At 63.7% G+C, this 23,304-nt stretch carries 24 protein-coding genes and 2 pseudogenes; 15 read left to right on the top strand and 11 right to left on the bottom strand.

Annotation, left to right across the window (positions count from 1 at the left end; all coding sequences use genetic code 11):
- Positions 1–196: 196 nt before the first annotated feature.
- The 3 genes from EHW12_RS31690 to EHW12_RS31680 are packed head-to-tail and all read right to left on the bottom strand — an operon-like array spanning position 197 to position 3,885.
- Complete coding sequence (locus EHW12_RS31690) at positions 197–1,267, bottom strand: NAD(P)/FAD-dependent oxidoreductase (protein WP_125053174.1); 1,071 nt, start codon at positions 1,265–1,267, stop codon at positions 197–199.
- 16 nt (positions 1,268–1,283) lie between these two features.
- A complete protein-coding gene (locus EHW12_RS31685) occupies positions 1,284–2,522 on the bottom strand; it encodes an MFS transporter (RefSeq protein WP_125053172.1) in 1,239 nt (412 codons plus the stop codon).
- Positions 2,523–2,532: 10 nt separating this feature from the next.
- On the bottom strand, positions 2,533–3,885 hold the full coding sequence (locus EHW12_RS31680) for an NAD(P)-binding domain-containing protein (RefSeq protein WP_125053170.1): 1,353 nt from the start codon (positions 3,883–3,885) through the stop codon (positions 2,533–2,535).
- A 99-nt stretch (positions 3,886–3,984) separates the two neighbouring features.
- Between EHW12_RS31680 and EHW12_RS31675 the strand changes: the two genes are divergently transcribed.
- Complete coding sequence (locus tag EHW12_RS31675; RefSeq protein WP_064444969.1) at positions 3,985–4,869, top strand: metalloregulator ArsR/SmtB family transcription factor; 885 nt, start codon at positions 3,985–3,987, stop codon at positions 4,867–4,869.
- A gap of 15 nt (positions 4,870–4,884) precedes the next feature.
- Here EHW12_RS31675 and EHW12_RS31670 read toward each other — a convergent pair whose 3' ends face one another.
- The 6 genes from EHW12_RS31670 to EHW12_RS31645 all read right to left on the bottom strand — a co-directional run bounded on the left by EHW12_RS31670 (position 4,885) and on the right by EHW12_RS31645 (position 10,533).
- Complete coding sequence (locus tag EHW12_RS31670) at positions 4,885–5,910, bottom strand: bile acid:sodium symporter (RefSeq protein WP_064444937.1); 1,026 nt, start codon at positions 5,908–5,910, stop codon at positions 4,885–4,887.
- Positions 5,911–6,662: 752 nt separating this feature from the next.
- Positions 6,663–7,259, bottom strand: a complete 597-nt coding sequence (locus EHW12_RS31665; RefSeq protein ID WP_064444939.1) for a cadmium resistance transporter — start codon at positions 7,257–7,259, stop codon at positions 6,663–6,665.
- Complete coding sequence (locus EHW12_RS31660) at positions 7,256–7,690, bottom strand: DUF3703 domain-containing protein (RefSeq protein WP_164490663.1); 435 nt, start codon at positions 7,688–7,690, stop codon at positions 7,256–7,258. The genes EHW12_RS31665 and EHW12_RS31660 overlap by 4 nt, the downstream gene beginning before the upstream one ends.
- Positions 7,690–8,205 (bottom strand): signal peptidase II, encoded by a 516-nt coding sequence (locus EHW12_RS31655; protein ID WP_064444940.1) that lies wholly within the window; start codon positions 8,203–8,205, stop codon positions 7,690–7,692. Before EHW12_RS31655 ends, EHW12_RS31660 begins: the two co-directional genes overlap by 1 nt.
- A complete protein-coding gene (locus tag EHW12_RS31650; RefSeq protein WP_064444970.1) occupies positions 8,202–10,160 on the bottom strand; it encodes a cation-translocating P-type ATPase in 1,959 nt (652 codons plus the stop codon). Before EHW12_RS31650 ends, EHW12_RS31655 begins: the two co-directional genes overlap by 4 nt.
- Positions 10,153–10,533 carry a metalloregulator ArsR/SmtB family transcription factor gene (locus tag EHW12_RS31645; protein ID WP_064444941.1) on the bottom strand — a complete coding sequence of 127 codons (381 nt, stop codon included), beginning with the start codon at positions 10,531–10,533 and terminating at the stop codon, positions 10,153–10,155. Before EHW12_RS31645 ends, EHW12_RS31650 begins: the two co-directional genes overlap by 8 nt.
- Positions 10,534–10,835: 302 nt before the next feature.
- Here EHW12_RS31645 and EHW12_RS31640 point away from each other — a divergent pair, with 302 nt between their 5' ends.
- The 9 genes from EHW12_RS31640 to arsA all read left to right on the top strand — a co-directional run bounded on the left by EHW12_RS31640 (position 10,836) and on the right by arsA (position 18,151).
- On the top strand, positions 10,836–11,294 hold the full coding sequence (locus EHW12_RS31640) for a heavy metal-responsive transcriptional regulator (RefSeq protein ID WP_064444942.1): 459 nt from the start codon (positions 10,836–10,838) through the stop codon (positions 11,292–11,294).
- Between the two features lie 528 nt (positions 11,295–11,822).
- On the top strand, positions 11,823–12,209 hold the full coding sequence (locus EHW12_RS31635; RefSeq protein ID WP_064444944.1) for a metalloregulator ArsR/SmtB family transcription factor: 387 nt from the start codon (positions 11,823–11,825) through the stop codon (positions 12,207–12,209).
- Positions 12,206–13,303, top strand: a complete 1,098-nt coding sequence (gene arsB / locus EHW12_RS31630) for an ACR3 family arsenite efflux transporter (protein WP_125053166.1) — start codon at positions 12,206–12,208, stop codon at positions 13,301–13,303. Before EHW12_RS31635 ends, arsB begins: the two co-directional genes overlap by 4 nt.
- Positions 13,304–13,331: 28 nt before the next feature.
- On the top strand, positions 13,332–13,985 hold the full coding sequence (locus EHW12_RS31625) for an arsenate reductase ArsC (RefSeq protein WP_064444971.1): 654 nt from the start codon (positions 13,332–13,334) through the stop codon (positions 13,983–13,985).
- Between the two features lie 41 nt (positions 13,986–14,026).
- Entirely contained in the window at positions 14,027–14,443 is a 417-nt protein-coding gene (locus tag EHW12_RS31620) for an arsenate reductase ArsC (RefSeq protein WP_064444946.1), read from the top strand.
- A 41-nt stretch (positions 14,444–14,484) separates the two neighbouring features.
- Positions 14,485–15,471 (top strand): thioredoxin-disulfide reductase, encoded by a 987-nt coding sequence (gene trxB, locus EHW12_RS31615; protein WP_064444947.1) that lies wholly within the window; start codon positions 14,485–14,487, stop codon positions 15,469–15,471.
- A gap of 27 nt (positions 15,472–15,498) precedes the next feature.
- Complete coding sequence (locus EHW12_RS31610) at positions 15,499–15,909, top strand: low molecular weight phosphatase family protein (protein WP_064444948.1); 411 nt, start codon at positions 15,499–15,501, stop codon at positions 15,907–15,909.
- Between the two features lie 60 nt (positions 15,910–15,969).
- On the top strand, positions 15,970–16,377 hold the full coding sequence (gene arsD / locus EHW12_RS31605; protein ID WP_125053164.1) for an arsenite efflux transporter metallochaperone ArsD: 408 nt from the start codon (positions 15,970–15,972) through the stop codon (positions 16,375–16,377).
- Positions 16,378–16,393: 16 nt separating this feature from the next.
- Positions 16,394–18,151 (top strand): arsenical pump-driving ATPase, encoded by a 1,758-nt coding sequence (gene arsA / locus EHW12_RS31600; protein ID WP_064444950.1) that lies wholly within the window; start codon positions 16,394–16,396, stop codon positions 18,149–18,151.
- Positions 18,152–18,269: 118 nt separating this feature from the next.
- On the opposite strand, the gene EHW12_RS31595 is transcribed toward arsA, so the two are convergent.
- Both EHW12_RS31595 and EHW12_RS31590 read right to left on the bottom strand, forming a co-directional pair.
- Positions 18,270–19,553, bottom strand: coding sequence for an IS256 family transposase (locus EHW12_RS31595; protein ID WP_075832375.1), 1,284 nt, complete (start codon positions 19,551–19,553; stop codon positions 18,270–18,272).
- A gap of 68 nt (positions 19,554–19,621) precedes the next feature.
- Complete coding sequence (locus EHW12_RS31590) at positions 19,622–20,209, bottom strand: hypothetical protein (RefSeq protein WP_064444952.1); 588 nt, start codon at positions 20,207–20,209, stop codon at positions 19,622–19,624.
- 908 nt (positions 20,210–21,117) lie between these two features.
- On the opposite strand from EHW12_RS31590, the gene EHW12_RS34850 reads away from it, so the two are divergent.
- The 5 genes and pseudogenes from EHW12_RS34850 to EHW12_RS35610 form a co-directional block, all read left to right on the top strand.
- A complete protein-coding gene (locus EHW12_RS34850) occupies positions 21,118–21,282 on the top strand; it encodes a hypothetical protein (protein WP_164490662.1) in 165 nt (54 codons plus the stop codon).
- 11 nt (positions 21,283–21,293) lie between these two features.
- Positions 21,294–21,665 carry a transposase gene (locus EHW12_RS31585; RefSeq protein ID WP_125053162.1) on the top strand — a complete coding sequence of 124 codons (372 nt, stop codon included), beginning with the start codon at positions 21,294–21,296 and terminating at the stop codon, positions 21,663–21,665.
- Positions 21,666–21,796: 131 nt separating this feature from the next.
- Positions 21,797–22,850: pseudogene (locus EHW12_RS31580) on the top strand (IS30 family transposase).
- Positions 22,828–23,025, top strand: a pseudogene (locus EHW12_RS36090) (hypothetical protein); the annotation flags it as partial. The pseudogenes EHW12_RS31580 and EHW12_RS36090, both read left to right, overlap by 23 nt.
- Positions 23,026–23,128: 103 nt before the next feature.
- A partial coding sequence (locus EHW12_RS35610; protein WP_241199261.1) for a hypothetical protein occupies positions 23,129–23,304 on the top strand: 176 nt, incomplete at its 3' end.

Genomic DNA, 23,304 nt, shown 5'->3' with positions numbered 1-23,304 from the left:
CCAACGCGACATCGGCAGGCGCCGGCCGAGGACTGGTGATCGCACTTCCCCTTTCGCGACAGTCGACAACGGACTCGCACAGATCATCACGCGCCGTTTGACGAGGAAGTCGGACCCACGCTGTTCAATGGGACAGGAACCGACTACGAGGAGATCAGGCTGTGCGGGCGCTACGCAAACAAGAGCAGACCGGGCATTATTCGGTCGGATGCAACCGAGCAGCGTCAGCAGGAGTGAGCCGCCGGACCACGTAGTGCGCATCGCGGCCTACCCCACGTAGGGATGCGGACGAGAGGCTTCGTTGCCATTCCAGTCCCACGTACCCGAGCCCCGGGTGGGTGGTGGACAGGCCCTTCCGGTGGCGGGGATGGCCAGTGTCGGTGAGTGCCCCGAGTTCTGCGAGGTAGTCCAGGTTGGGGGTGTATCCCGTGGCGAGGATGACCGCGTCGACGGTTGTTGTGGTGCCGCCGGGCCAGAAGGCTTGGTTTCCTTCGAGTTTGGTGAACATGGCGCGGCGTTGCGGTGTGCCGGCGGTGAGCGCGGCGCGGTAGCGGCCGGTGTCGAACACCGGCGACGTCGGTGGCCGCGAGAGAAGATGCCCGATCGGGAGGGCGTCGATTCCGGTGTACTTGAACCAGAAGTGCATGTCTCGGCGTAGGGGTCGTTGCGGCGCGAATGTCACGGGGTTTCGGCTGGCCAGGATCACATCGGCTGTTTCGGCGAGCTCGGCAGCGATCTGTACTGCGGAGTTCCCGGCTCCGACCACGATGACGTTCTGCCCGGCGTAGGCGGTGGGTTCGCGGTAGTCGGCGGCGTGCACAACAGTCCCGGTGAAGGCATCCAACCCTTTCAGTGCGGGACTGTGTGGAGTTTCGAATCCTCCTGTGGCGGCAATGATTCGAGGTGCGGTGAAGGCGGATCCGCTGTCGGTCCGGACGGTGAACTGGCCGCCGCTGGTGGTGACGGTATCGGCTCGTTCGTTGACGTGAATGTCCACATCGAGGGTCTTTGCGTAGCGGCGGAGGTAGTCGACGACTTCGTCGCGTCCGGGATAGCGGTCACCGTCGCCGCCGAACGGTAGACCGGGGAGGGAGCTGTACTTTGCTGGTGAGAACAAAGTGAGGCTGTCGTAGTACTGCGGCCAGGAGCCGACGGGTTCGCTACCCGCTTCGATGATCGCGGTGTCGAGCCGCTGGCGGCGCAGATGATGGGCTGCGGCCAGGCCGGACTGACCGCCACCGACGACAATCGCGTCGTAGTACGTCATGAGAATTGTCTTTCGGTCAGGAAGTGATCGGAATCGTTGTGGTGGTGCGGAGGGCGGGGATGGTTGCTGCGCTGATCACGGCGCCGACGAGGGCAATCGCTCCGAGGACGAGGTAGGCGTGGGCGTAGCTTCCGGTCCAGGTGGAGAGCACGGTGCCGGCCCACGGAGCCAGGGCCATGACGATGACGATCGGTGCGGACATCAGCCCGTTGAGGCGCCCGTAGTGTTCGCCGCCCCAGCGGTCGGTGATGGCGGTGGCCTGGATCAGGGTGAAGATGCCGCGGACCAGTCCGGCGCCGATGGCGATGCCGATCAACGCCGCCGTAGAGCTCGCCAGACCTAACCACACGGTGCTCAGACCGGCAACGGCGATGACCGATACCGTGCGTACGCGGACACTGGTCTTCGCTGCGAGTGGTAGGTAGAAGATGCGGCCGATGACCTGGCCGGCGCCGCCCAGCCCGAGCGTGAGTGCGGCGAGGCTGGGACTGAAACCGCGTTCGATCAGTAGCGGTACGAGGTTGAAGACGCCGGCGGATGCGGCGAAAGCGGCTGCCGCGAGGGCGACGATCAGAGCAAGGAATGGGAGGCTGCGTGAGGTGCGGTGGTAGTCGCCGGGCTGCGCGTGGGGCAGGCGGATGGGGTCGGGCCACCCGCCACGCAAACCCCAGATGTGTCCGGGGATGGTGATCACAGCCAGTATGGCGGCGAGCACCAGGTAGGTTGTGCGCCAATCGAATCGATCGGCCAGAGCGACAGACAGTGGCGCGAACACCGTGCTGGCCAGACCCGCGGCGAGGGTGAGAATCATCAGTGCTTTGACGTAGTTGTCGCCGTACCAGCGGGTCAGGGCGGCGAATGCCGGTGGATACAGCACCGCGCCCATCGCGATGCCGGCGAACACCCACCCTGCGAAAAACAGGGGGAGGGTGCGAGCTGTCGCGATGAGCACCAGTGCGGGTACAGCGAGGACGGATCCGGCGGTCATGATCCAGCGGGGCCCGTGGCGATCGAGGATCCGTCCGACAGGGATGCCGACGACGGCGGCGACGAGTTGGCTGACCGAGAACGCCGCCACAATCACCGAGGTCGACCACCCGGTATCGCGGGAAATGGCTACCGACAGAACAGGAAACGCGTAGTACAGGATTCCCCAGCTGGTGATTTCGGTCAGACACAACGCCACCAGGACCCGCCGCAGCCCCGACGGGTCGAGGCTGACGGGGCGCTGCGGCGGATCCTCGATGGTCGTCATCGGCTGTGCCTTATCCGCAGGAGTTGGAACTACCGGAGGGGCTGGACAGTGAAATCAGCTCCGGAGCAGGTGCGGCGCAGCAGCCGCCCTCGGATTCCGCGGTGTCGGGTTCGTCGAAAACACCTGCGCCGCCGCAGACTCCGGTTTCCGGGAGGATCAACTCCACCCGAGCAGCGGCCTCGTGGTCACCGGTGAGTTCTGCGGCGATGCTGCGGACCTGCTCGTAGCCGGTCATCGCCAGGAACGTCGGCGCACGCCCGTAGCTCTTCATCCCCGCCAGGTACACGCCGGGCTCGGGGTGGCGAAGTTCTTTCGCGCCGTGTGGATAGACCGTGCCGCAGGAGTGGACGTTCGGGTCGATCAGAGGCGCCAGCTGTGTCGGTGCCTGCAGGATGGGGTCGAGGCCGAGTCGGATTTCCGAGAGCCAGGACAGGTGGGGGCGGAATCCGGTCAAGGTGACGACGTTGTCGACGTTCTCGATCCGGGCGCCGGTATCGGACACCAGTGCGAGCTGACCCTTGTCGGCGGATTCGACAGCTGCGGTGCGGAAACCGGTGACCACGGTGAGAAGTCCGTCGTCGACGGACTTCTTCGCACGGAGTCCGAGGGCGCCGCGGGCGGGCAGCTCGTCCGATTCGCCGCCGCCGAACGCGGAACCGATAGCGCCGCGGCGAACCGCCCACGTGATCCGCGTACCGGGGGCGTCTGCCTCGAGGCCGGCCAACGCGACGATGGCAGTCAGTGCGGAATGGCCGCTGCCTGCGATGACTGTGTGCTTGTCGGCGAACCGAGCACGGATCGCCTCGTCGTCGAGATCGGGCACACGGTAGGTGATCGCGGATCCGGCAGCCTTCTCGCCGAGGGCGGGCAGTCCTTCCCCGCCGAGCGGGTTCGGGGTGCCCCAAGTGCCGGACGCATCGACGACGGCCTGAGCGAAGACGCGGTCCTCGCTGCCGCCTGGGCGGCGCAGGTGAATGGAGAGAGGTTCGGTCTCGCGGCCGGCGTCGACGACCAGGTCGCGGCCACGTCGAGCGACGCCGACCACCTCGGTGTCGAACTGCACTGCATCACCGAGGGCGGCGGCGAGGGGTTCGAGGTAGTGCTGACGCCACTGCTGTCCGGTCGGATACGTCTCGCCGTCGGGAGCGCTCCACCCGTTCTGCTCGAGAAGGAGGCGGGCAGCCGGATCGACCAGCTCTGACCAGCGGGAGAAGAGTCGGACATGATTCCATTCGGCGATCGCGGCACCGGCGACGGCGCCGCGCTCGAACACCAGCGACGTGAGTCCTCGTTCACGCAGTTGCGCGGCGGCGGCGAGGCCGATCGGTCCGGCTCCGATCACGACAACGGGTAGTTCGGTCATCACACATTCCTTTCATCGACAATGATCGATCTTTAATTCGAACTGTATCGACATCAGTCGATGAATGCAACCATCGACGAAGGTCGATATAGTGTGTGCATGACATCGCTGCAGACCCCGACGGTGCGCGTCGGCGATTCGGACCAAGGTGCGGTCGACTCCAACGTGCTCGAGCAAGCTGACGCCGACACCTACGCACAGTGGTTCGCGTGCCTGGCCGAACCGATGCGGGTGCGCCTGCTGCACCGCGTCGCGAGCGCTGCTGGCGGAATCACGATCGGGGCCCTCGCCGAGGCACTGGGGATCGGGCAGCCCACGGTCTCCCACCATGTGCGCAAGCTCGCCGACGTGGGATTCGTCAGCCTGCGCAAAGAGGGAACCAGCACCGTTGTCGCGATGAATCCGACGTGCTGCGTCGCGTTGCCGCAGGCCGCCGACATCGTGATGGGAGTTCTCGCGCCGCGGCCGTGCTGCCCGAGCGACCTACCCGACGATGTCGCCGTCCGAGCCATGTCCGATGACGACTGGGACGCCGTTCTGCGGATCTACGGCGAAGGCATCGCCACGCGCAACGCCACCTTCACCACCGAAGTCCCCAACCGGGAGTACCTCGATGCGCAGTGGCTGCCGAATCATCGCTGGGTCGCCGCCATCGACGACGTCGTCGTCGGCTGGGCTGCCCTGAGTCCGACCTCCGGGCGAGACTGCTACCGCGGAGTCGCCGAAAACTCCGTCTACGTCGCCGACGGCATGCGCGGGCGAGGTGTCGGAAAAGCGTTGCTGCGCAAGCAAGTCATGGCAGCCGACGCCGATGGTCTCTGGACGCTGCAGACATCGATCTTCCCCGAAAACCGTGCCTCCGTCTCCTTGCACCATTCGGCAGGTTTTCGCACCATCGGCATCCGAGAGAAGATCGCCCAACTCGACGGAGTGTGGCGCGACACCGTTCTCCTGGAACGGCGCTCGGCGACAACACCTGCATGAGATTGCGCGGTGATGTCAGGTTGCGGGCTCGGTTTTCGCGGCCGAATCGCTCGTGATCTCAGTGATGGGCATGGGGACGAGCCGAGGGATCAGGCGGACGTAGATCACCATGCCGACGAGCTCGACGAGGGTCTGGGTCACCACGACCACGGCAGCCAGTGACAACGCGGGCGGAAGTGCCAGTGCGAGCGGCAATACGACGAGGGAATTGCGGGTGGCACCGGAAAATATCAGCGCTCTCGTCGCGGCTGGTTCCAGGCGTGCTGCCTTGCCGACACCTTGACCGACGAATGCCATGATCACCAGGAACGCGGCGAAAATCGGAATCACTACGATCAGCGAACTCAGTTGTGTGCGGACGGATTCGATCTGGGAGGCGACGACCACCGCGAGGGTCGCCATCATCACCGGAACCATGATCGAGGCCATCACCTCCATCACGATGCGACCGGCCGCATGGCGTCGAGCGGCGGCTTGGGTGAGGGCCGCGAGAACTAGCGGCACCACGATCAGAAGCAGGAAAGCCTCCACGAACGGAGCGACGTCGATGACGTCGACAAGTTCGGACCCGACGAACAACCACAAGTAGACCGGAAGAAGCGCCATCTGCAGCAACATCAGCAAAGGTGCTGCAGCGAGGAGACGTTCTGATGCGGCGCCGGCCAACCCGCTGAAGACGATGACGTAGTCGATACACGGCGCCAACAGCACCAACAGCGCGCCGAGCAGAACTGCTTGATCGTCGGCGACGAAACGCGAGAGAGCGAACACGACGATCGGCACCAGAACGAAGTTCACACCGAGCAGTGCAGTGAGGAATCGACCGTCCTTCAACGATTTCCGGATCGAGGAGAACGGCACCGCGAGGAAGGTGGAGTAGAGCAAGGTGATCAGAACGGGGTTGATCGCATGTTCGAAACCTGGAGCGGTGTCGGGCGCAAGGATCCCCACAAGGCCGCCGATCAGCAGGGCCAGGAGGTAGAGCGGGATCTGGTGGCGTTCGAGGAATTCGACCAGACGAGTAACACGTTGGGCTGTCATGAGTGGCGGCGTCCTTATTGGTCGGATTCGGCGGGGACAACGACATGATCGACTCGGCGCAGGGCTCAACGGTAGTAGCGTCCGAGTTCGACAGTCTTCTCGACGAGAAATCGAGCAGGGCAGTGGGGTCTGCAGGCCTCGGAGGTTTCTGGGCTGGTGTCGCGAGAGCCCGCGAAGGATCGAAATTCACGAAGGCGGTTGAGTGATCTCCCGACCGGTCGCATGTGGCTTTTCGTCGCGAAGGATTCGGGATGTAAACCGCTGTGACTCATAATCTTTGCATTGCGGCGCTCCCGTTGAGAGACGAAAGAAACACCTTGAGTATCGAGGGGATATATGTTTACGGAGTTGGAAGAGCCTGCCCGGGTTACCAGCTTGGCGATAAAGACCGGTAAGCCCGACTTGCGGAAGGTCTCGTCGGTAATGCTTCAGGGATGCGCTCCCGGTCCGAGGGCGTGCCCTTCCGCAGAGTGGTCGATCCGTCGGAGACGAGCTGGCGTCGAGCGGTGTGCCAACCGCAGCCGCCTCCACGAGCATCTCGGCGTAAGTCGTGTCAGAGTCGTGCTTTTGCTTCGAAACGGCGAAGGCTGATCCAGGGCCATCACCGACGAGGATCGGAAAGGCCGCCTTCGGATTCGTCGACTGGCGCTAGACGAACCTTCGGCACATGCCGTGGGCGATAGAGGCACGATTCACCGCACACGTATATATGAGGTTGGCACCCGAACCGACACGTCAGGATAGCGTGGACATTAGAGTCCGAATGCTCCCCCGCTGATCAGGATGAAGACGCCCAGCCCGATCAGGACGATCGGGAACAGGATGTGCTCCCAGCGTTCCAGGACCTCAGCGATCGGCCGGCGTGTGGCGACGAACTTGGCCAGGGCAACCAGTCCTGCTATCAGCACCAGGAAAACGATGCAGTAGGCGACCACGGCTCCTGGATCCAGAGTGAGAAAGACCGGAACGTAGACGCCGATGTTGTCTCCACCGTTGGCGAAGGTTACTCCGGCTACGGTCCACACGGCGACGTTCTTACCTTCGATCTTCGCGTCGTCATCGTCATCGTCTCCACGCCTGGCCCGCCACGCCGCCCACAGCCCCAGTCCCAGGGGGATCAGTCCGAAGTAAGGGATCACCTCCGGGGGCAAGAACGCCCCCGAACCCAGGGAGACGAGTACAGCAGCGCCGAGGATGCCGGCGAACCCAAGATATTGGCCACCGAGGACGCGGGCGGTGGTCCCACGCTGGCCCGCGCCGCGGGCGAAGAAGAGCGAAAGAACGATGATGTCGTCGATATTGGTAGCAATGAACAGACCGATCGCCTGCAGAGCTGAGGACGCGATCATGCCGCCCGCACCCCTGCAGCGTAGCTGCCTCGCACCGAATAGATGGGGACAAGGCAGGAGTTGTTCTCGTTGACCGTGAAGGTTCGATCTGCCCAGAACGCCAGTAACCGAGTCAGGTGCGGATCGACGATCTCGTATCGGGCAGGGCGGCTGTCGGGCACAGCTGGTGTTGGGATCGACGTCGTGAGTTCGGCGTGAGTTCGGCGGGTGTTGTTTCTCGGGCAGCGGCCCCGGGTGGATCGTGGTGCGGCGGCGGAGATGTGACGGATTTGTCCGAGTGCTCCGCGGCGGTCACGCTGACGTGGGGTAGGGGGGAGCATGGGGAGGAGGTTGTGGGTGCGTGGCCATAAATAGGGATGGGAGATGATATGTGCGCGTTCGAGATACTGCCAACGCCTGGTGCTGCGCAGCTGTGCGGGCATTTGGTTCATCAGCTGTGTTCCTTGCCGGCGGATTCGAGGAGTAGTGCACCGATGATGAGGACAACGCCGCCGGTGATGTAGGTGTCGGCGAGGTTGAAGGTGGGCCACCATCCGGTATGGAAGTAGTCGGTGACTTTGCCGTCCAGAAAGCGGTCGATCACGTTGGCGGCGGCACCGGCCGTGATCGCGGCCAGTCCGATGGTCTGGAGCACGGGACGCTCAGGTGCAGTGCGCCAGGCGAACACCGCGATCGCGGTGGTCAGGGCCGCGGTGCCGGCGAGGATAACAGTTGCTGGGAGCTGGTCACCGAGGTTGAATGCGACGCCGCTGTTGTAGGCCAAGCGAAGTTGCAGAATTCCGAAATCGATCGTCCGCCCACCGGACAGCGCGCCTCGTGCCACCGGGTCGAGGAGTACCGCGACCGCAACCAAGGCGCCCACGAGTGTGACGAGAACAGCCCGGCCCCCGCCGCGCCGCACTCCGGCGGCTATCGGCGACGGCCCGGAGCTGCCGGAAGATGTCATCGCTGTACTCCCACGGCCGACTCGGGCACCTTCGTCGACTGTGGCGCGGCGGCCAGACTTCGGGTACGCCCGGCGCGCACCCCGTTGCCGATGACGACGATCTCGGCGACCTCGTGGACGAGCACGACCGCGGCCAAGCCGAGCACACCGAACAGAGCCAGAGGCATCAGAACGGTGATGATCGCCAAAGAGAGGCCGACGTTCTGCAGCATGATCGACCGCGATCGTCGCGCGTGCTGCAGAGCCTGCGGAAGGTGCCGCAGGTCCTCGCCCATCAGAGCGACATCGGCGGTCTCGATGGCCACGTCGGAACCCATCGCGCCCATCGCGATACCCAAGTCGGCGGTGGCAAGGGCGGGGGCGTCGTTGACACCGTCCCCGACCATCGCGGTCGGGCGGCTCGCACGCAAGGTTTCCACGATCCGCGCCTTGTCCTCCGGGCGCAGGTCGGCGTGCACGTCGTCGATACCGACATCGGCGGCCAGCGCACGGGCGGTGCGTTCGTTGTCGCCGGTGAGCATCGCGACGGTGTAGCCGCCGCGGCGTAGCTCGGTGACCACTTCGCGTGCTTCCGGACGGAGCTCGTCACGGACGGCCACTGCCCCGATGACGGTTCCGCCGCGTTCGACCAGGACCCCGGTGGCGCCCGCCTGCTGCATTCGCTCGATATCTCCAGCCAATGGCCCCGGGGCGATCCAGCCTGGCCGACCGAGTCGCACGGGTATGCCGTCGATGTAGCCGGTCAAGCCCGCGCCGGTGACCGCTTCCGCGTCGTCGGCAGGCACATAGTCCTCGACGGCGGCGAGAATCGCGCGAGCGAGAGGGTGCTCGCTACGCGCTTCCAACGCTGCGGCCACCGCGAGAACGTCCTCGCGGTCGGCGCCGTTCGCGGTTGCCACGTCGATCACGGCAGGTTGGTTGCGGGTAAGGGTGCCGGTCTTGTCCAACGCGACGGTGCGGATCCGGCCGAGCGCTTCGAGGGCAGCGCCGCCCTTGACCAGGACGCCGAGCTTGGATGCTGCGCCGATTGCGGCGACGACAGTGACGGGGATCGCGATGGCCAGCGCGCACGGCGACGCGGCGACCAGTACCACCAGGGCTCGTTCGATCCACACCAGCGGATCACCGAGCATGCTGCCGACCGCGGCGATAGCCGCGGCGACGATCATCACGCCTGGAACCAGCGGCTTGGCGATCTTGTCGGCGAGGCGTTGCGCCTCGCCCTTGCGAGACTGCTCGGCCTCGACGATCCGCACGATCTTGGCCAACGAATTGTCCTGCGCATCTGCGGTGACCTCGACTTCGAGGACGCCGGTGCCGTTGATCGATCCGGCGAACACCTCGTCACCGGGACCGGCTTCGACCGGCATCGACTCTCCGGTGATCGCGGAGGTATCCAGGGCAGTGCGCCCGGCGCGAATGATGCCGTCGGTGGCGATCCGCTCTCCGGGCTTGACGATCATGACCTCACCGAGCTCGAGGTCCGAGGGTGGGACAGTTTCCTCCTTGCCGCCGCGCACAACTGTCGCAGTTTCCGGGACCAGGGACAGCAGGGCGCGCAAGCCACGCCGAGTGCGGGTGACGGCATACTCTTCGAGTCCCTCGCTGATCGCGAACAAGAACGCGAGCATGGCTGCTTCGCCGACCTCGCCGAGCAATACCGCGCCGACGGCCGCGATCGTCATCAGGGTGCCGACCCCGATTTTGCCCTTGGCCAGGCGTCTGAGAGTGGACGGGACGAAGGTGTAGCCGGCAATGATCAGCGCGCCCGCTTCGAAGCCGATCCCGAGAGCATCAGGCCAACCGGCCAGCCGGACTGTCAGGGCCGCGATCAGCAGCACGCCCGCCGCTGCAGCCGCCCGGATCTCGGTAACCTGCCACCACTTTTCGAGCCCGTGTTCTTCCTCGCCCTCGGCGCGGGGTTCGTCGTGGCCGCAGCCGCACGCGTCACTCACGGTCATCTCCGATGTCGGTGCCGTAATTCGGGCACAGGGCAACCGCGTTCCCTGTCGCGGCAAGCAGCGTCTCCGCCGAAGCGAGTAGGTCCATCAACTCCGGTCGGGCCAGCGAGTAGAACACCTGCCGACCTTCCGGTCTGCCGTCGACCAGGCCGCAATCACGTAGGCATGCGACATGTGCGGACACCGTCGACTGGGCGAGGCCGAGTTCACCGATCAAATCCGCAACCCGCGCTTCTCCTTCGGCGAGACGGCGCACGATCGACAACCGGGTGCCATCCGAGAGACTGTGGAACAGTGCCACTGCCGCATCCAGACTCGACCCGCTGCCGGTTGCAGCGAGGCATCCAGACTCGTTATTCATCGTCATAAAACGATGATAGCAATGTAGGGCGATTTGAGGAAGGGTGATGCACCGGACTTGTAAGTGGATGCGGTACGCCAGCCGAACGGTGGCCGGCCGACGTACCTCACCAGGAACGGCGAAGTGACATCGGTAGATTGCGAGTTGCTCGCCCCGGCATCACATGGGGGACAGCAAGGACCCATTGCTCGACACAGCCAGTCGCACAACATCTCCAGTGGATTCATTTCACACCTCCTTCTGAGTGTTCGCCGTCAGCGCGACGACGAGCGGTCCGAGTCACCTGCGGTTCCCGGACGTCATCCATAATGGACATTCCAGTGCGATGGAAGGTCAAGGATCTCGTGAAAATTGGTGAACTGGCCGCTCGGAGTGGCGTTGCCCCGAAGACGCTGCGTTTCTACGAGGACAGTGGGGTGATTCCCGTCCCGGTCCGAAAGTCCAACGGCTACCGGGATTTCGGTCCGGAATCTCTTGCGCGTTTGCGGTTCGTCCGGAGCGCCCAATCTGCAGGTCTCACCTTGCGAGAGATTCGCGAGATCCTCACCACCCATGACCGCGGGGCGGCTCCTTGTGAGCAGGTCGTGGAGATGCTCTCGGAGCATCTCTCCCAGGTTCGTGGCAAGATCCGCGAACTTGCCACCCTCGAAACAAACCTTGTTGCGCTGCTGGGTCGAGCGGAAAGTGGGATTCCGCCGGAAACCGACGATGTCGGTGTGTGCTGGGTCCTGGAATCTGAGTCTCAGGAAGTTGTTGCCGAATCGTGAAATTGATTGCGGCGGTGCACCCCTCCTGTTTCAGCAGGTTCGGCGCTCTGCAATGTGATGAGTTGAGCGAAGCGGTGGTAGTGGTGTTTCTCGGTGTATTGATCAGTCCGGTACAGAAGTAGCGGCGTCGGGATCTGTCGGGAACATCGATTCGGCGGATTCTCCGGGTGCGGGAATTGTCAGGCGCCGCCACTGGGGGCTGAGGTCACCATTGAGCGATTCTGGAACTGTCGTTCCCGCAGGAGCCATGTGCACTTGCCCCTGTTCCCGAACTCGAAAGGCACGGTGCCGATCCGTTCGAGCGGTTCGAAGTTCCTTGTAGAGCGAGTTCGCTTTGACCCGCCGTGCGCGCAGCACGAAAGCGGAGAGCCTCGTCAGGTGGCGCTGTTCTACATCGGGCTTGCTGGCCATCGTTCGGTCCGATCGTCGATTGTGGGGTTTCGAATCAGTGCCGCATCGGCAATCGCGGAGGCGGATGTTCATCTCCGGTTGGTTGCGTGTTGTTTCGAAAACTGTCAATATCGAAGTATGTCGAATCAAGATGTTGCGGAGCCCGGCGCCTGCTGCTCCCCGCTGGTGCGTGAGCCGTTGACCGAGGATTGGGCCGGCGACCTGGCCCGGATGTTCAAAGCCCTCGGCGATCCGGTTCGCCTCCGCCTGCTGAGCCTGGTGGCCAGCCATGAGGGCGGTGAAGCCTGCGTCTGCGACATCTCGGATACCTTCGATCTGTCCCAGCCGACGATCTCGCATCATCTCAAGGTGTTGCGTCAGGCCGGGTTGCTCGACTGTGAACGACGCGGCACCTGGGTGTACTACTGGGTTATTCCGGCTGCGCTGCAGCAACTCTCGGCCGTGCTCCTGGTCGAAGGCTCCACCGTGACCGCAGCGGACGCATGCGCAGAGGTCACCGCATGAGCAACACCGCTGCCACCACCGAACACCCCGCAGTCGTCGGAAAACTCTCCACCCTCGACCGCTATCTGGCGGTCTGGATCGGCGTGGCCATGGTCGTCGGCCTGCTGGTTGGACGCTGGATCCCCGGCGTGAACACTGCCCTGGAGAAGGTGCAGATCGACGGCATCTCCCTGCCGATCGCCCTCGGCCTGCTGATCATGATGTACCCGGTGTTGGCGAAGGTCCGCTACGACCGCCTCGACACTGTCACCGGGGACAAGAAACTCCTCGCCGGCTCCCTGTTCCTGAACTGGGTTCTCGGCCCGGCGCTGATGTTCGCCCTCGCCTGGCTGTTTCTGCCTGACCTGCCGGAATACCGAACCGGTTTGATCATCGTCGGCATCGCTCGCTGCATCGCGATGGTGATCATCTGGAACGACCTGGCCTGCGGAGACCGCGAAGCCGCCGCGGTGCTGGTCGCCATCAACTCGGTGTTCCAGGTGATCATGTTCGCCGTGCTCGGTTGGTTCTACCTCTCGGTCCTGCCCGGGTGGCTCGGCCTCGAACAGACCACCATCGACACCTCGCCCTGGCAGATTGCGAAATCGGTCCTGATCTTCCTCGGTATCCCGCTGCTGGCAGGTTTTCTGTCCCGCTTCTTCGGTGAACGCGCCAAAGACCGCGACTGGTACGACACCAAGTTCATCCCCAAGATCAGCCCTTGGGCGCTCTACGGTCTGCTCTTCACCATCGTCGTGCTCTTCTCGATGCAGGGCGAACAGATCACCTCCCAGCCCTGGGACGTCGTCCGCATCGCGCTGCCCTTGTTCGCGTACTTCGCACTCATGTGGGGCGGAGGCTACATCCTCGGCGCCGCAATCGGATTGGGCTACGAACGCACGACGACCCTGGCGTTCACCGCCGCGGGCAACAACTTCGAACTCGCGATCGCCGTAGCCATCGCCACCTACGGCGCCACCTCCGGCCAAGCCCTCGCCGGCGTAGTCGGCCCGCTCATCGAGGTACCGGTGCTCGTCGGACTGGTCTACGTCTCCCTCGCCCTGCGTAAACGCTTTGCCGTCAAAGAGATTTCACCCGCACCCACCGCTACGTAAGTCACCTACACACTCTTCGGGAGTCATGATGAACGAGCACCGCGCCCAGCCCGATCTCCTCTCACCGCAGGCCGTTCTCTCGCGCACCGCGCACGACCTGGCAGCGAAGTATGTCGGAGTCTTTTCCCCGCAAACCGTCGAACGCTATGTCTTCGAGTCCTACACGGCGCTGCGCCGGACCGCGAAGATCCACACCCATCTCACCTCGCTCGCGGCGCGGTTCGCCGCCGACCGCCTCACCGCTTTGGCCCAGTCCAGCGGCGCACTCGCCAAGGACGTGCCCGAAGTTCTGTTCGTGTGTGTGCACAACGCCGGCCGGTCGCAGATGGCGGCGGCACTGCTCGATCACCACGCCCGCGGCCGCGTTCATGTGCGCTCGGCAGGGTCCGCGCCGGTCCACGAGATCAACCCCGCCGTCATCGCGGCGATGGCCGAGATCGGGATCGACCTGGCCGACGAGTTCCCGAAACCGCTCACCGATGACGTGGTCGCCGCAGCGGACTGCGTCGTCTCGATGGGCTGCGGCGACGCGTGCGTCGTCTACCTCGGGAAGCGGTACCTCGACTGGGCTCTCGACGACCCGGACGGGCAACCCCTCGAGGTGGTGCGGGCAATCCGCGACGACCTCGATGCCCGGGTGATCGCACTGCTCACCGAACTGACCACACCCGTCGCCGTCTGACCGACCTCTTACTTCCGTCTTCGAAGGGAACCTTCTTTCTCATGTCCGACAAGCCCAGCGTCCTGTTCGTCTGTGTCCACAACGCCGGCCGATCGCAGATGGCCGCCGGATTCCTCAGCCACCTCGCCGGCGATGCCATCGAGGTCCGCTCCGCCGGATCCGCACCCGCGGAGACCATCAACTCCGCCGCAGTCGAAGCGATGGCAGAGCTCGGAATCGACATCTCCGCCCAGACCCCGAAGATCCTCACCACCGACGCCGTGCAGGATTCGGATGTCGTGATCACGATGGGCTGCGGCGACACCTGCCCGATCTTCCCCGGCAAGAGCTACCGCGACTGGGTCCTCGACGATCCGGCCGGCCAAGGCATCGACGCGGTTCGCCCGATCCGCGACGAGATCAAAACCCGCGTCCAAGCCCTGATCAGCGAACTCACCGCCCCGTCGGTATCGCGCTGACCACTCACGCTTCCCGTATTCGATCCCGTGAAAGAGACACTATGACCATCCCGTCCGCGGTCCATGACGTCATCATTGTCGGTTCCGGACCGGCCGGCTACACCGCTGGTGTCTACACCGCGCGCGCTGAGCTCGCGCCCCTGCTCTTCGAGGGAACCCAGTTCGGTGGCGCCCTCATGACCACCACCGAGGTCGAGAACTTCCCCGGATTCCGCGAAGGAATCATGGGCCCCGATCTGATGGAACAGATGCGCGAGCAGGCACTGCGCTTCGACACCGACATCCGCACCGAGGACGTCGAGGAGATCGATCTCAGCGGCCCGATCAAGACCGTCGTCGCGAACGGCGAAACCTACGCCGCGCACGCGATCATCCTCGCCATGGGCGCAGCAGCCCGCTACCTGGGCATTCCCGGTGAAGAACGCCTCCTCGGCCGCGGCGTCAGCGCCTGCGCCACCTGCGACGGCTTCTTCTTCCGTGACCAGGACATCGTCGTGGTCGGCGGCGGCGATTCCGCGATGGAAGAAGCAACCTTCCTCACCCGCTTCGCTCGCTCGGTCACCCTGGTGCACCGCCGCGAGGAGTTCCGCGCCTCACGGATCATGCTCGAGCGCGCCAAGGCCAACGAGAAGATCCGCTTCCTGACCAATGCCGAGCCCGTCGAGGTGCTCGGTGAGAACAGCGTCACCGGCCTCGTGGTGCGCGACACCGTCACCGGTGAAACTTCCACACTCGAGATCACCGGCATGTTCGTCGCCATCGGCCACGACCCGCGCAGTGAACTCGTCAAGGGCCAGGTCGATCTCGACGACGCCGGATACGTGCGCGTCGCTCCCGGTTCCACCGCGACCTCCGTCGACGGCGTCTTCGCTGCCGGTGACCTGGTCGATCACACGTACCGTCAGGCGATCACCGCTGCCGGCACCGGATGCTCCGCAGCAATCGACGCCGAACGCTGGCTGGCCGACCGCGGCGACATCACCGCCAACACGCTCGACGCAGCCGGCCACACCGTCGACGCCGCCTGACCCCCACACCCAGCGAAAGGAACTTCGATGAGCAAGCCTTCAGTGCTGTTCGTGTGCGTCAAGAACGGCGGAAAATCCCAGATGGCCGCCGGCCTCATGCGCAAAGCCGCCGGCGACCAGGTCAACGTGTACTCCGCCGGCACCAAACCCGGCGACGCGGTCAACGCCCTGTCCGCCGAAACCCTCCTCGAAGTCGGGGTGGACATCTCCGGACAGACTCCGACGTTGATCGATCCGCAACTGGTGCGCGACGTCGACCTCGTCGTCACCCTGGGCAGCGAAGCGAAGGTCGATCCCGTCGCCGGCACCGACTTCGAGAACTGGGACACCGACGAGCCGTCCGAACGCGGCATCGACGGAATCGAACGAATGCGCCTGGTCCGCGACGACATCGCCTCCCACGTCGACGCCCTTGCTGCCCGTCTAGGGGTCCGCTGATATCGGAACCGCTAGCCGCGCAATCGAAAAGACCCGCGAAGTAAGAAAGAGGACATCACCATGAGCACCATCGAAGTATTCGAACCCGCCCTGTGCTGCAACACCGGCGTCTGCGGCGACGACGTCGACCAAGCGCTGATCACCTTCACCGCCGACCTCGACTGGGTCGCGAGCAACGGCGGCACCATCACGCGCCACAACCTCGCCAACGACCCGCTTGCCTTCGCCGGCAACGACACGGTGGCAGCGTTCCTCAAAATCTCCGGTTCCGAAGGACTCCCGCTGGCGATCGTCGACGGAGTCACCGTCCTGACCGGCACCTATCCCACCCGCAACCAGCTCGCGAAATGGGCCGGCATCACCGAAGCCGGAACGGCTGAGGCGCCGGCCGGGATCACCATGCTCGGACTCTCCGACACCTCGGCATGCTGCTCCACCGACGACGCCGACTCCACCACCTGCTGCTGAAAGCACCTACAACGCAATGAAGTTCCTGAATGATGCGCCCCGATTCCTGTTCTTCACCGGCAAAGGCGGTGTCGGAAAGACGTCCATCGCGTGCGCGAGCGCGATCACCCTCGCCCGCGCTGGGAAGAAAGTGCTGCTCGTGAGCACCGATCCCGCCTCCAACGTCGGGCAGGTCTTCGGTGTGAGCATCGGCAACACCATCACCCCGATCCCCGCCGCGGCGGGGCTGTCGGCACTCGAGATCGACCCGGAACTAGCCGCCGCCGCCTATCGCGAGCGGATCATCGGCCCCGTGCGCGGACTGCTCCCCGAGAAGGAGATCGCGGCGATCGCCGAGCAGCTCTCTGGGTCCTGCACCACCGAAATAGCGTCGTTCAACGAGTTCACCGGACTGCTCTCCGGCCAAGACGACATCACCGCCACCTTCGACCACGTCCTCTTCGACACCGCTCCGACCGGGCACACCATCCGGCTGCTGCAGCTCCCCGGATCGTGGACCGAGTTCCTCGACGACGGCAAAGGCGACGCATCGTGCCTGGGGCCGCTGTCCGGGCTCGAGAAGCAGCGCACCGTCTACGCTGACGCCGTTGCCGCGCTCGCAGATCCGCAGCGGACCCGCCTCGTCCTGGTCTCGCGCGCCCAGCGTTCGACGCTCACCGAAATCACCCGCACGCACCGCGAACTCGCCGACATCGGACTGACCCATCAGCATGTCGTGATCAATGGTGTCCTCCCGGACCCGGCCGACGACACAGATCCGCTCGCGACCGCGATCTACCGGCGTGAACAAGCCGCGATCGCCGCCCTGCCCGACGAATTGGCGCAGCTGCCCACCGATCAGGTCCCGCTCAAAGCGACCAATATCGTCGGCATCGACGCACTCGAAAGCCTCTTCACACCCGACCTCGGCCCGGTATCCGCCGCCTCAGCGGACTCGGCCCTGCAGCTGCCCAGTTCTCCGCTCTCATCCCTGATCGACGAACTCGACACCGACGATCACGGCCTGATCATGTGCATGGGCAAAGGCGGAGTCGGCAAGACCACCATCGCCGCCGCCATCGCTGTCGCCCTCGCCGAACGCGGCCACCAGGTGCACCTGACGACCACCGACCCGGCCGCACATCTGACAGAAACCTTGAACGGGGAACTCGACAACCTCCAGGTCTCCCGAATCGACCCCGCCGAAGCCACCGAGCAGTACCGCACCCGCGTCTTGACCACCAAAGGCAAGAACCTCGACGACCGCGGACGCGCGAACCTCGCCGAAGACCTCCGATCACCCTGCACCGAGGAAGTGGCCGTCTTTCAGGCGTTTTCGCGGGTGATTCACGAATCGAGTCGCAAATTCGTCGTAGTGGACACGGCCCCGACCGGTCACACCTTGTTGTTGCTCGACGCCACAGGCTCCTACCACCGGGAAATCGCCCGACAAATGGGTGAGAACACGAACTTCACCACCCCGCTCATGCGACTGCAGGACCCGGACGCCACGAAAGTCCTACTCGTGACCCTCGCTGAAACCACACCCGTACTCGAAGCCGTGGGTTTGCAAGCCGACCTGCAACGAGCCGGAATCGAGCCTTGGGCGTGGGTGGTCAACAACTCCCTCACCGCCGCTGAACCGACCTCGCCGCTCCTGCAGCAGCGTGCTGCCGGTGAAGTCAGCGAAATCGACACCATCACACACCAATACAGCCAACGAACCGCTGTCGTTCCGATGTTCGCCGAAGAACCCATCGGCGAAGCCGCCCTGGCAACCCTGAGCAAGGCATAGCGACTCTGCGTCCGCATTTTCATCTGTCCAGGTCAAAGGTGAAACTGCCGAGCGGGGCGTGGGTGTGAAACGCGAGAGAGGGTCTGTCCAGAAAACGGTGTAATTGATTGGTTTCTAACTACTTTCGTCCGGCAGACAGCCGTCCGTCGAACGTTATCTCGAAGGCATTCAGTGCTGCCTTCCATCGGTTGGACCAGCGCCTGCGGGCGGTGCCTTTGGGATCGAGGCTCATGATGGCCAGATACACGCATTTCAAGGCCGCGGCCTCGGTCGGAAAGTGTCCACGGGCCTTGACAGCCCTGCGGATTCGAGCGTTGACACTTTCGATGGCGTTGGTCGTGTAGATGACCTGCCGGATGGCGTTGTCGAATTGTAGGAACGGCACGAACTCAGCCCAGGCATTGGTCCAGAGCCTGATGATCGCGGGATAGCGTTTCTCCCATTTGTCACTGAACTCTGCGAATCGGTCGAGCGCGGCCTGCTCCGACGGCGCCGTGTAGACGGGTTTGAGGTCCTTGGCGATCTCGGACCAGTCCTTGCGGGAGGCATAGGCGTAGGTGTTACGGAGAAGATGGACCACACAAGTCTGCACGATGGTCTGTGGCCACACTTGCTCGATCGAGTCGGGTAGATGCTTGAGACCGTCGCACACGACGATCAGAACATCTTGCACACCACGGTTTTTCAGCTCGGACAACACCCGAAGCCAGTACTTCGCTCCCTCCCCGTCGCCGTGCTCACCGACCCACAGTCCGAGGATGTCGCGGGTGCCGTCGACAGTCACCCCCATCGCGACGTAGATCGGCCGGTTGGCGACGTTGCCCTCGCGGATCTTGACGTGGATGCAGTCGATGAACAACACCGGGTACACAGGATCCAACGGCCGGTTCTGCCACTCGGCCATGCCTTCCATCACCCGCTCGGTGATCGTCGAGATCGTCTGCTTGGACACATCGGCTCCGTACACCTCGGCCAGGTGTGCAGCGATCTCACCGGTCGTCAAACCCTTGGCCGACAATGAGATCACCATGTCCTCCACGCCTGAGAGCCGACGCTGCCGCTTGGCCACGATCTTCGGTTCGAAGGAGGAATCCCGGTCACGGGGCACCTCGAGTTCGACCGGGCCGGCCTCGGTCAACACGTTCTTGGCTCGTCTGCCGTTGCGGGAGTTGCCGCTGCCCCTCCCTGCCGGGTCGCTCTTGCCGTATCCGAGGTGGTCGTCCATCTCGCCTTCGAGCGCGGACTCCACGACTAGCTTGGTCAGCTTCGACAGCAATCCACCATCTCCGGTCAACTGCAGCCCTTCGGCTCGCGCCTGCTCGACCAGCTCTTTGAGCCGCGCATCGCTGATACCCGGCTGAGCCGAGTTCGTCTCTGTCTCACGTTCAATCACGTCAGTCATAGTGGCGTATCTCCTTTCAGAGTTACACCGTTGTTCTTACAGTCCCGCGAGAGACGATCGCCGGGTCTCTATTTGCGGAAGCCGCGGGCGTCGTCGCGTCGGAGGCCCGTTTCGAAGGGGTTGAACCAATCTTCGGGGTCGAGGTTCACTCCGTCTGGGATGGGTTCTGGCCAGAACAGTGTCAGCACATCGTGGTCTTGGAGCAGGTAGTCGAGCGGGTCGTCCCAGTTGTCGTCATCCTCGTGCGCGGGAAGAGCGGTGAGTTCTTCTGCGAATCGGTCCGACAGCATCGCGGTGCGGGCGCGCCCGATGATCAAATGCAGCGCCATCTCCTCGCCGGTACAGCGAGGTTCGGGATCGACTGTCGCGGTCGCATCGGCGGAAAGATCGTCGAACGCGCGAGCCATGGAGCGTCGCCACGTCGCATCCTGCGTCCAGGTGCATGCCGGCAGTTCCGCCAGCACCCCGCGGCCGGACCCTGGTTGGACAGGAAGATCGCCGAGTAGGTGGGCGTCGGCGAACACCGCATCCGCAAGCTCCGTCGCTACCTTCGAAACAACGTAGGACTGGCGTGGGGTCAACGTCGGTGCATCCGGATCGAAAGTGTCGTCGTAGTAGTAATCGTCTTCGTCGTCAGGATTCGGAACCAGGTGCATGCCACGCAGACTAGACGGCCGATCGCTGTTCGTCTCGGCCGTTGGCACTCGTCGCGAATGCACTAGGAACCTGGAGACCGTTCCGCGGTGTTGGAGGGCGTGGGTTTCGAAGGACCAGATCTTTGCATCTCCGGACAAGTCCCTTACGCAGGGGTCGAATATGGGACGTAATGCCCAATCATGCTGGGCTCCACCAAAAGTACTAACTTTCTCTTCGTCGAACTGCCTGACCAGCCATTTAAACCAACTCTGCGGTTCCGTTACCAAAGCGATATGGGAGAAACCTGTGAAACTCATGAGTAACTCTTTAGCGTGAGCAGCGTTCGCCACCCTCACAGGATGTTCGCGGGATCTACCCAGAATCGTTGTGCGGGTGGCGTTTCGATCCGTCAGCTTTGAGCGGAGCAATTAGTGCTGCGCCGACTGGCAGGTAGATGAGGGTAACGAATGGCCTTCAAATCTGCACCACGTTTCACTCGAAGACGAAACATCACGCGCGCTCTGGCGATTTCTGCAACGGCGCTGTTTCTGGTGTCAACACCCATTGCTGCGGGTGTAGCGCAACCAGTGGACTCACCGGGCAACAGTTCGCCATCGGAGGCAGATGACACGTGTGACCCGATCACATCGACGGCGACCGCGACAACGACCGCAACGACGACACCCACCAGCACCTCTGCCGCTACTGCGACTTCCGTGCCCTGTAAACCATCGGCTGACAAGCCCGCGCCTTCGTCAACTCCGGTGCCGACGCAGCAGACCCCGGCCGTAACGACCGCTCCCACCACCACCACGACCTCCGCTCCCGCTTCTGAGACGGCATCGACGTCCTCGGCTCCGCAGCAGAAGGCGCCCGTTGGTGAGTGGTCTCCGACCGAGAACCCCAGGCGACAATCGTTCCGGGACAGATGCGTTCAGACCGAGAAGAAATTCCGGAACCGTTCACCAAGGCAGACGCAGACAAGGCCGAGACGATGGAAGCTCGGATCTCGACTGCCCGCCTGACGGCTGGTTGCCAGGTGTACTGGCCCTCACCATTCTTGGATTCCAGCAATCGTCGCAACACCTACTGAAAGGTGTTGCAATGGCTGGCAAAAAGTACACGGATCAGCAGAAGGAAGAATTCTTCCGATTACTCGACAGAGGTGGCACGGTCCGCGCCGCAGCGCGTGCAGTCGGCGTTCATGAAAACGCCGGCTACAACTGGTTACGGAAAACAGGGCTGACCATGGCGCGGGCCGCGCCGCGCACCTACCCGCGGAACTCAAAGCTGAGTTCTTGCGGCTCGTTCGCGAGCGAGAAATCATCTCGACCGTCGCTCATGAGCTGGGGATTCACCGGCCAACAGCCTATGCATGGGCGCGGAAAGCAGGAATATCAACCAGCGAGGCACGCAAAGTCAACCCGCGGCGCGAAGAATTCCTGCGTCTGCGAGCGGCGGGACTCACGCGCGTAGAGGCCAGAGCTCGCGTCGGGGCCGATGCCCGATCGGCGACCGACTGGGACAAGGGCATCACGATCATCAACCGAGGTCGGGTCTATCCCGACGGCCGGGTGGTGCGGTACCCGGTAAAGAACAATGACGGTGTGCCAGAACGAAGAACCCGCGCGATCGGCGGAAGCGTCGACCTCAACGTCGTCGAGAAGATCATCCATCCCCGATACCTCAGCCTGCTCGAACGCGAGCAGTTGCAGGATCTACGGCGCGCAGGGTTGTCGATCCGGGCGATCGCGTCAGAAATGCGACGCGCACCGTCGACGATCAGCCGAGAACTCAAGCGCAACACCGTCTCGGTGAGGGGATATATGCCTCATACGGCGCATCGGCTGTCCGTGAAGCATCGGGCCCGGCCGCGGCAGGCGAAGCTGGTTGCCAATGCCGAGCTTCGTTCCTACGTCCAGGGGAAACTGGCGAAAAGGTGGTCGCCGCAACAGATCAGTCACCGACTGGTCAAGGACTTTCCGACCACTCCGCAGATGCGTGCGAGCACCGAGACGATTTATCAAGCGATCTACGTCCACGCCCGAGGCGAACTCACACGGGAACTCGGAAAGCAACTGCGCCGCGGTCGAATTGCACGCAAACCGCACAAGCAGCCCGATGCCCGCCGGCCGCGGTTCGTCGACCCGATGAACTCCATCAGCAATCGGCCGGCGGAGGTCGACTCGCGAAAAGTTCCAGGACATTGGGAAGGTGATCTCATCATCGGCGCGCTGGGTGGATCGGCGATCGCGACACTAGTCGAACGCTCCTCCCGCTTCGTGATGCTCGGCCACCTCGGCCGCGAGCGGACTGCCGAAGCCGTCCGAGACTCCTCATCACCACCGTCCGTCACCTGCCCACATCACTGCGGGGAACACTGACCTGGGACCAAGGCGCCGAGATGGCCGAACACCGCGCGTTCACCGCCGCGACCAACTTCGACGTCTACTTCGCAGACGCGGGCGCTCCCTGGCAGCGCGGCAGCAACGAGAACACCAACGGTCTACTGCGCCAATACTTCCGCGCGGAACCGACCTGGCAGTGCACAGCGTCGACAAACTCTTGGCCGTCGCGGAGGAGCTTAACGATCGACCCCGGAAATCACTCGACTGGGACACCCCTGCAGAGCGCCTGAGTGCTTTACTGGAAGTCTCGTAACCACGAGTGTTGCGACGATTGCTGGAATACAAGATTCGAGGTGTGCGGTGTGATCAGGGACAAATACAACAGCCTCGGCGGCCCCGGTGGTTTCTTGTCGTTTCCGACCACAGCGGAATTGACCAACCCAGGCAACACGGGCAAGCGCACGCAGTTCATCAACGGACCGATCTATTGGTCTGCTGCTACGGGCGCTCACCCGGTCGTGAACAGCTTCCTGAATCGATGGGCCTCAACGGTTATGAAGCCGGACGACTTCACTACCGACCACCGACGAGATCGTCCTCCCGGACGGCGGACGGCGACAAGAGTTCCAAGACGGTGTCATTTACGTCGCTTTCCAGAACGCCGTCGGATCCGCACTCGTCAACGGCCCCTCCGCGACAAGTACAACGCACTCGGCGGTCTCACCCCCGGCGGCAGCTTCCTCGGCTACCCCACTGAAGACCCAGAA

The organism is Rhodococcus sp. NJ-530, from assembly GCF_003860625.1.
GTDB lineage: Bacteria > Actinomycetota > Actinomycetes > Mycobacteriales > Mycobacteriaceae > Rhodococcus_F > Rhodococcus_F qingshengii.
Note: the sequence above shows the minus strand (reverse complement) of the source record. Positions and strands in the feature narration are given on the sequence as shown.

Bases quoted from the DNA above. Each gene is read 5' to 3' on its own strand.
- EHW12_RS31590 (WP_064444952.1), bottom strand. From the start codon at position 20,209: ATGCACCTGGTTCCGAATCCTGACGACGAAGACGATTACTACTACGAC.
- EHW12_RS31635 (WP_064444944.1), top strand. From the start codon at position 11,823: ATGTCGAATCAAGATGTTGCGGAGCCCGGCGCCTGCTGCTCCCCGCTG.
- EHW12_RS31660 (WP_164490663.1), bottom strand. From the start codon at position 7,690: ATGAACCAAATGCCCGCACAGCTGCGCAGCACCAGGCGTTGGCAGTAT.
- EHW12_RS31655 (WP_064444940.1), bottom strand. From the start codon at position 8,205: ATGACATCTTCCGGCAGCTCCGGGCCGTCGCCGATAGCCGCCGGAGTG.
- EHW12_RS31685 (WP_125053172.1), bottom strand. From the start codon at position 2,522: ATGACGACCATCGAGGATCCGCCGCAGCGCCCCGTCAGCCTCGACCCG.
- EHW12_RS31675 (WP_064444969.1), top strand. From the start codon at position 3,985: ATGACATCGCTGCAGACCCCGACGGTGCGCGTCGGCGATTCGGACCAA.
- EHW12_RS31640 (WP_064444942.1), top strand. From the start codon at position 10,836: ATGGACATTCCAGTGCGATGGAAGGTCAAGGATCTCGTGAAAATTGGT.
- trxB (WP_064444947.1), top strand. From the start codon at position 14,485: ATGACCATCCCGTCCGCGGTCCATGACGTCATCATTGTCGGTTCCGGA.
- EHW12_RS31680 (WP_125053170.1), bottom strand. From the start codon at position 3,885: ATGACCGAACTACCCGTTGTCGTGATCGGAGCCGGACCGATCGGCCTC.
- arsD (WP_125053164.1), top strand. From the start codon at position 15,970: ATGAGCACCATCGAAGTATTCGAACCCGCCCTGTGCTGCAACACCGGC.
- EHW12_RS31610 (WP_064444948.1), top strand. From the start codon at position 15,499: ATGAGCAAGCCTTCAGTGCTGTTCGTGTGCGTCAAGAACGGCGGAAAA.
- EHW12_RS31665 (WP_064444939.1), bottom strand. From the start codon at position 7,259: ATGATCGCGTCCTCAGCTCTGCAGGCGATCGGTCTGTTCATTGCTACC.
- EHW12_RS31585 (WP_125053162.1), top strand. From the start codon at position 21,294: ATGGCTGGCAAAAAGTACACGGATCAGCAGAAGGAAGAATTCTTCCGA.
- EHW12_RS31690 (WP_125053174.1), bottom strand. From the start codon at position 1,267: ATGACGTACTACGACGCGATTGTCGTCGGTGGCGGTCAGTCCGGCCTG.
- arsA (WP_064444950.1), top strand. From the start codon at position 16,394: ATGAAGTTCCTGAATGATGCGCCCCGATTCCTGTTCTTCACCGGCAAA.
- EHW12_RS31595 (WP_075832375.1), bottom strand. From the start codon at position 19,553: ATGACTGACGTGATTGAACGTGAGACAGAGACGAACTCGGCTCAGCCG.
- EHW12_RS31620 (WP_064444946.1), top strand. From the start codon at position 14,027: ATGTCCGACAAGCCCAGCGTCCTGTTCGTCTGTGTCCACAACGCCGGC.
- EHW12_RS34850 (WP_164490662.1), top strand. From the start codon at position 21,118: ATGCGTTCAGACCGAGAAGAAATTCCGGAACCGTTCACCAAGGCAGAC.
- arsB (WP_125053166.1), top strand. From the start codon at position 12,206: ATGAGCAACACCGCTGCCACCACCGAACACCCCGCAGTCGTCGGAAAA.
- EHW12_RS31670 (WP_064444937.1), bottom strand. From the start codon at position 5,910: ATGACAGCCCAACGTGTTACTCGTCTGGTCGAATTCCTCGAACGCCAC.
- EHW12_RS31625 (WP_064444971.1), top strand. From the start codon at position 13,332: ATGAACGAGCACCGCGCCCAGCCCGATCTCCTCTCACCGCAGGCCGTT.
- EHW12_RS31645 (WP_064444941.1), bottom strand. From the start codon at position 10,533: ATGACGATGAATAACGAGTCTGGATGCCTCGCTGCAACCGGCAGCGGG.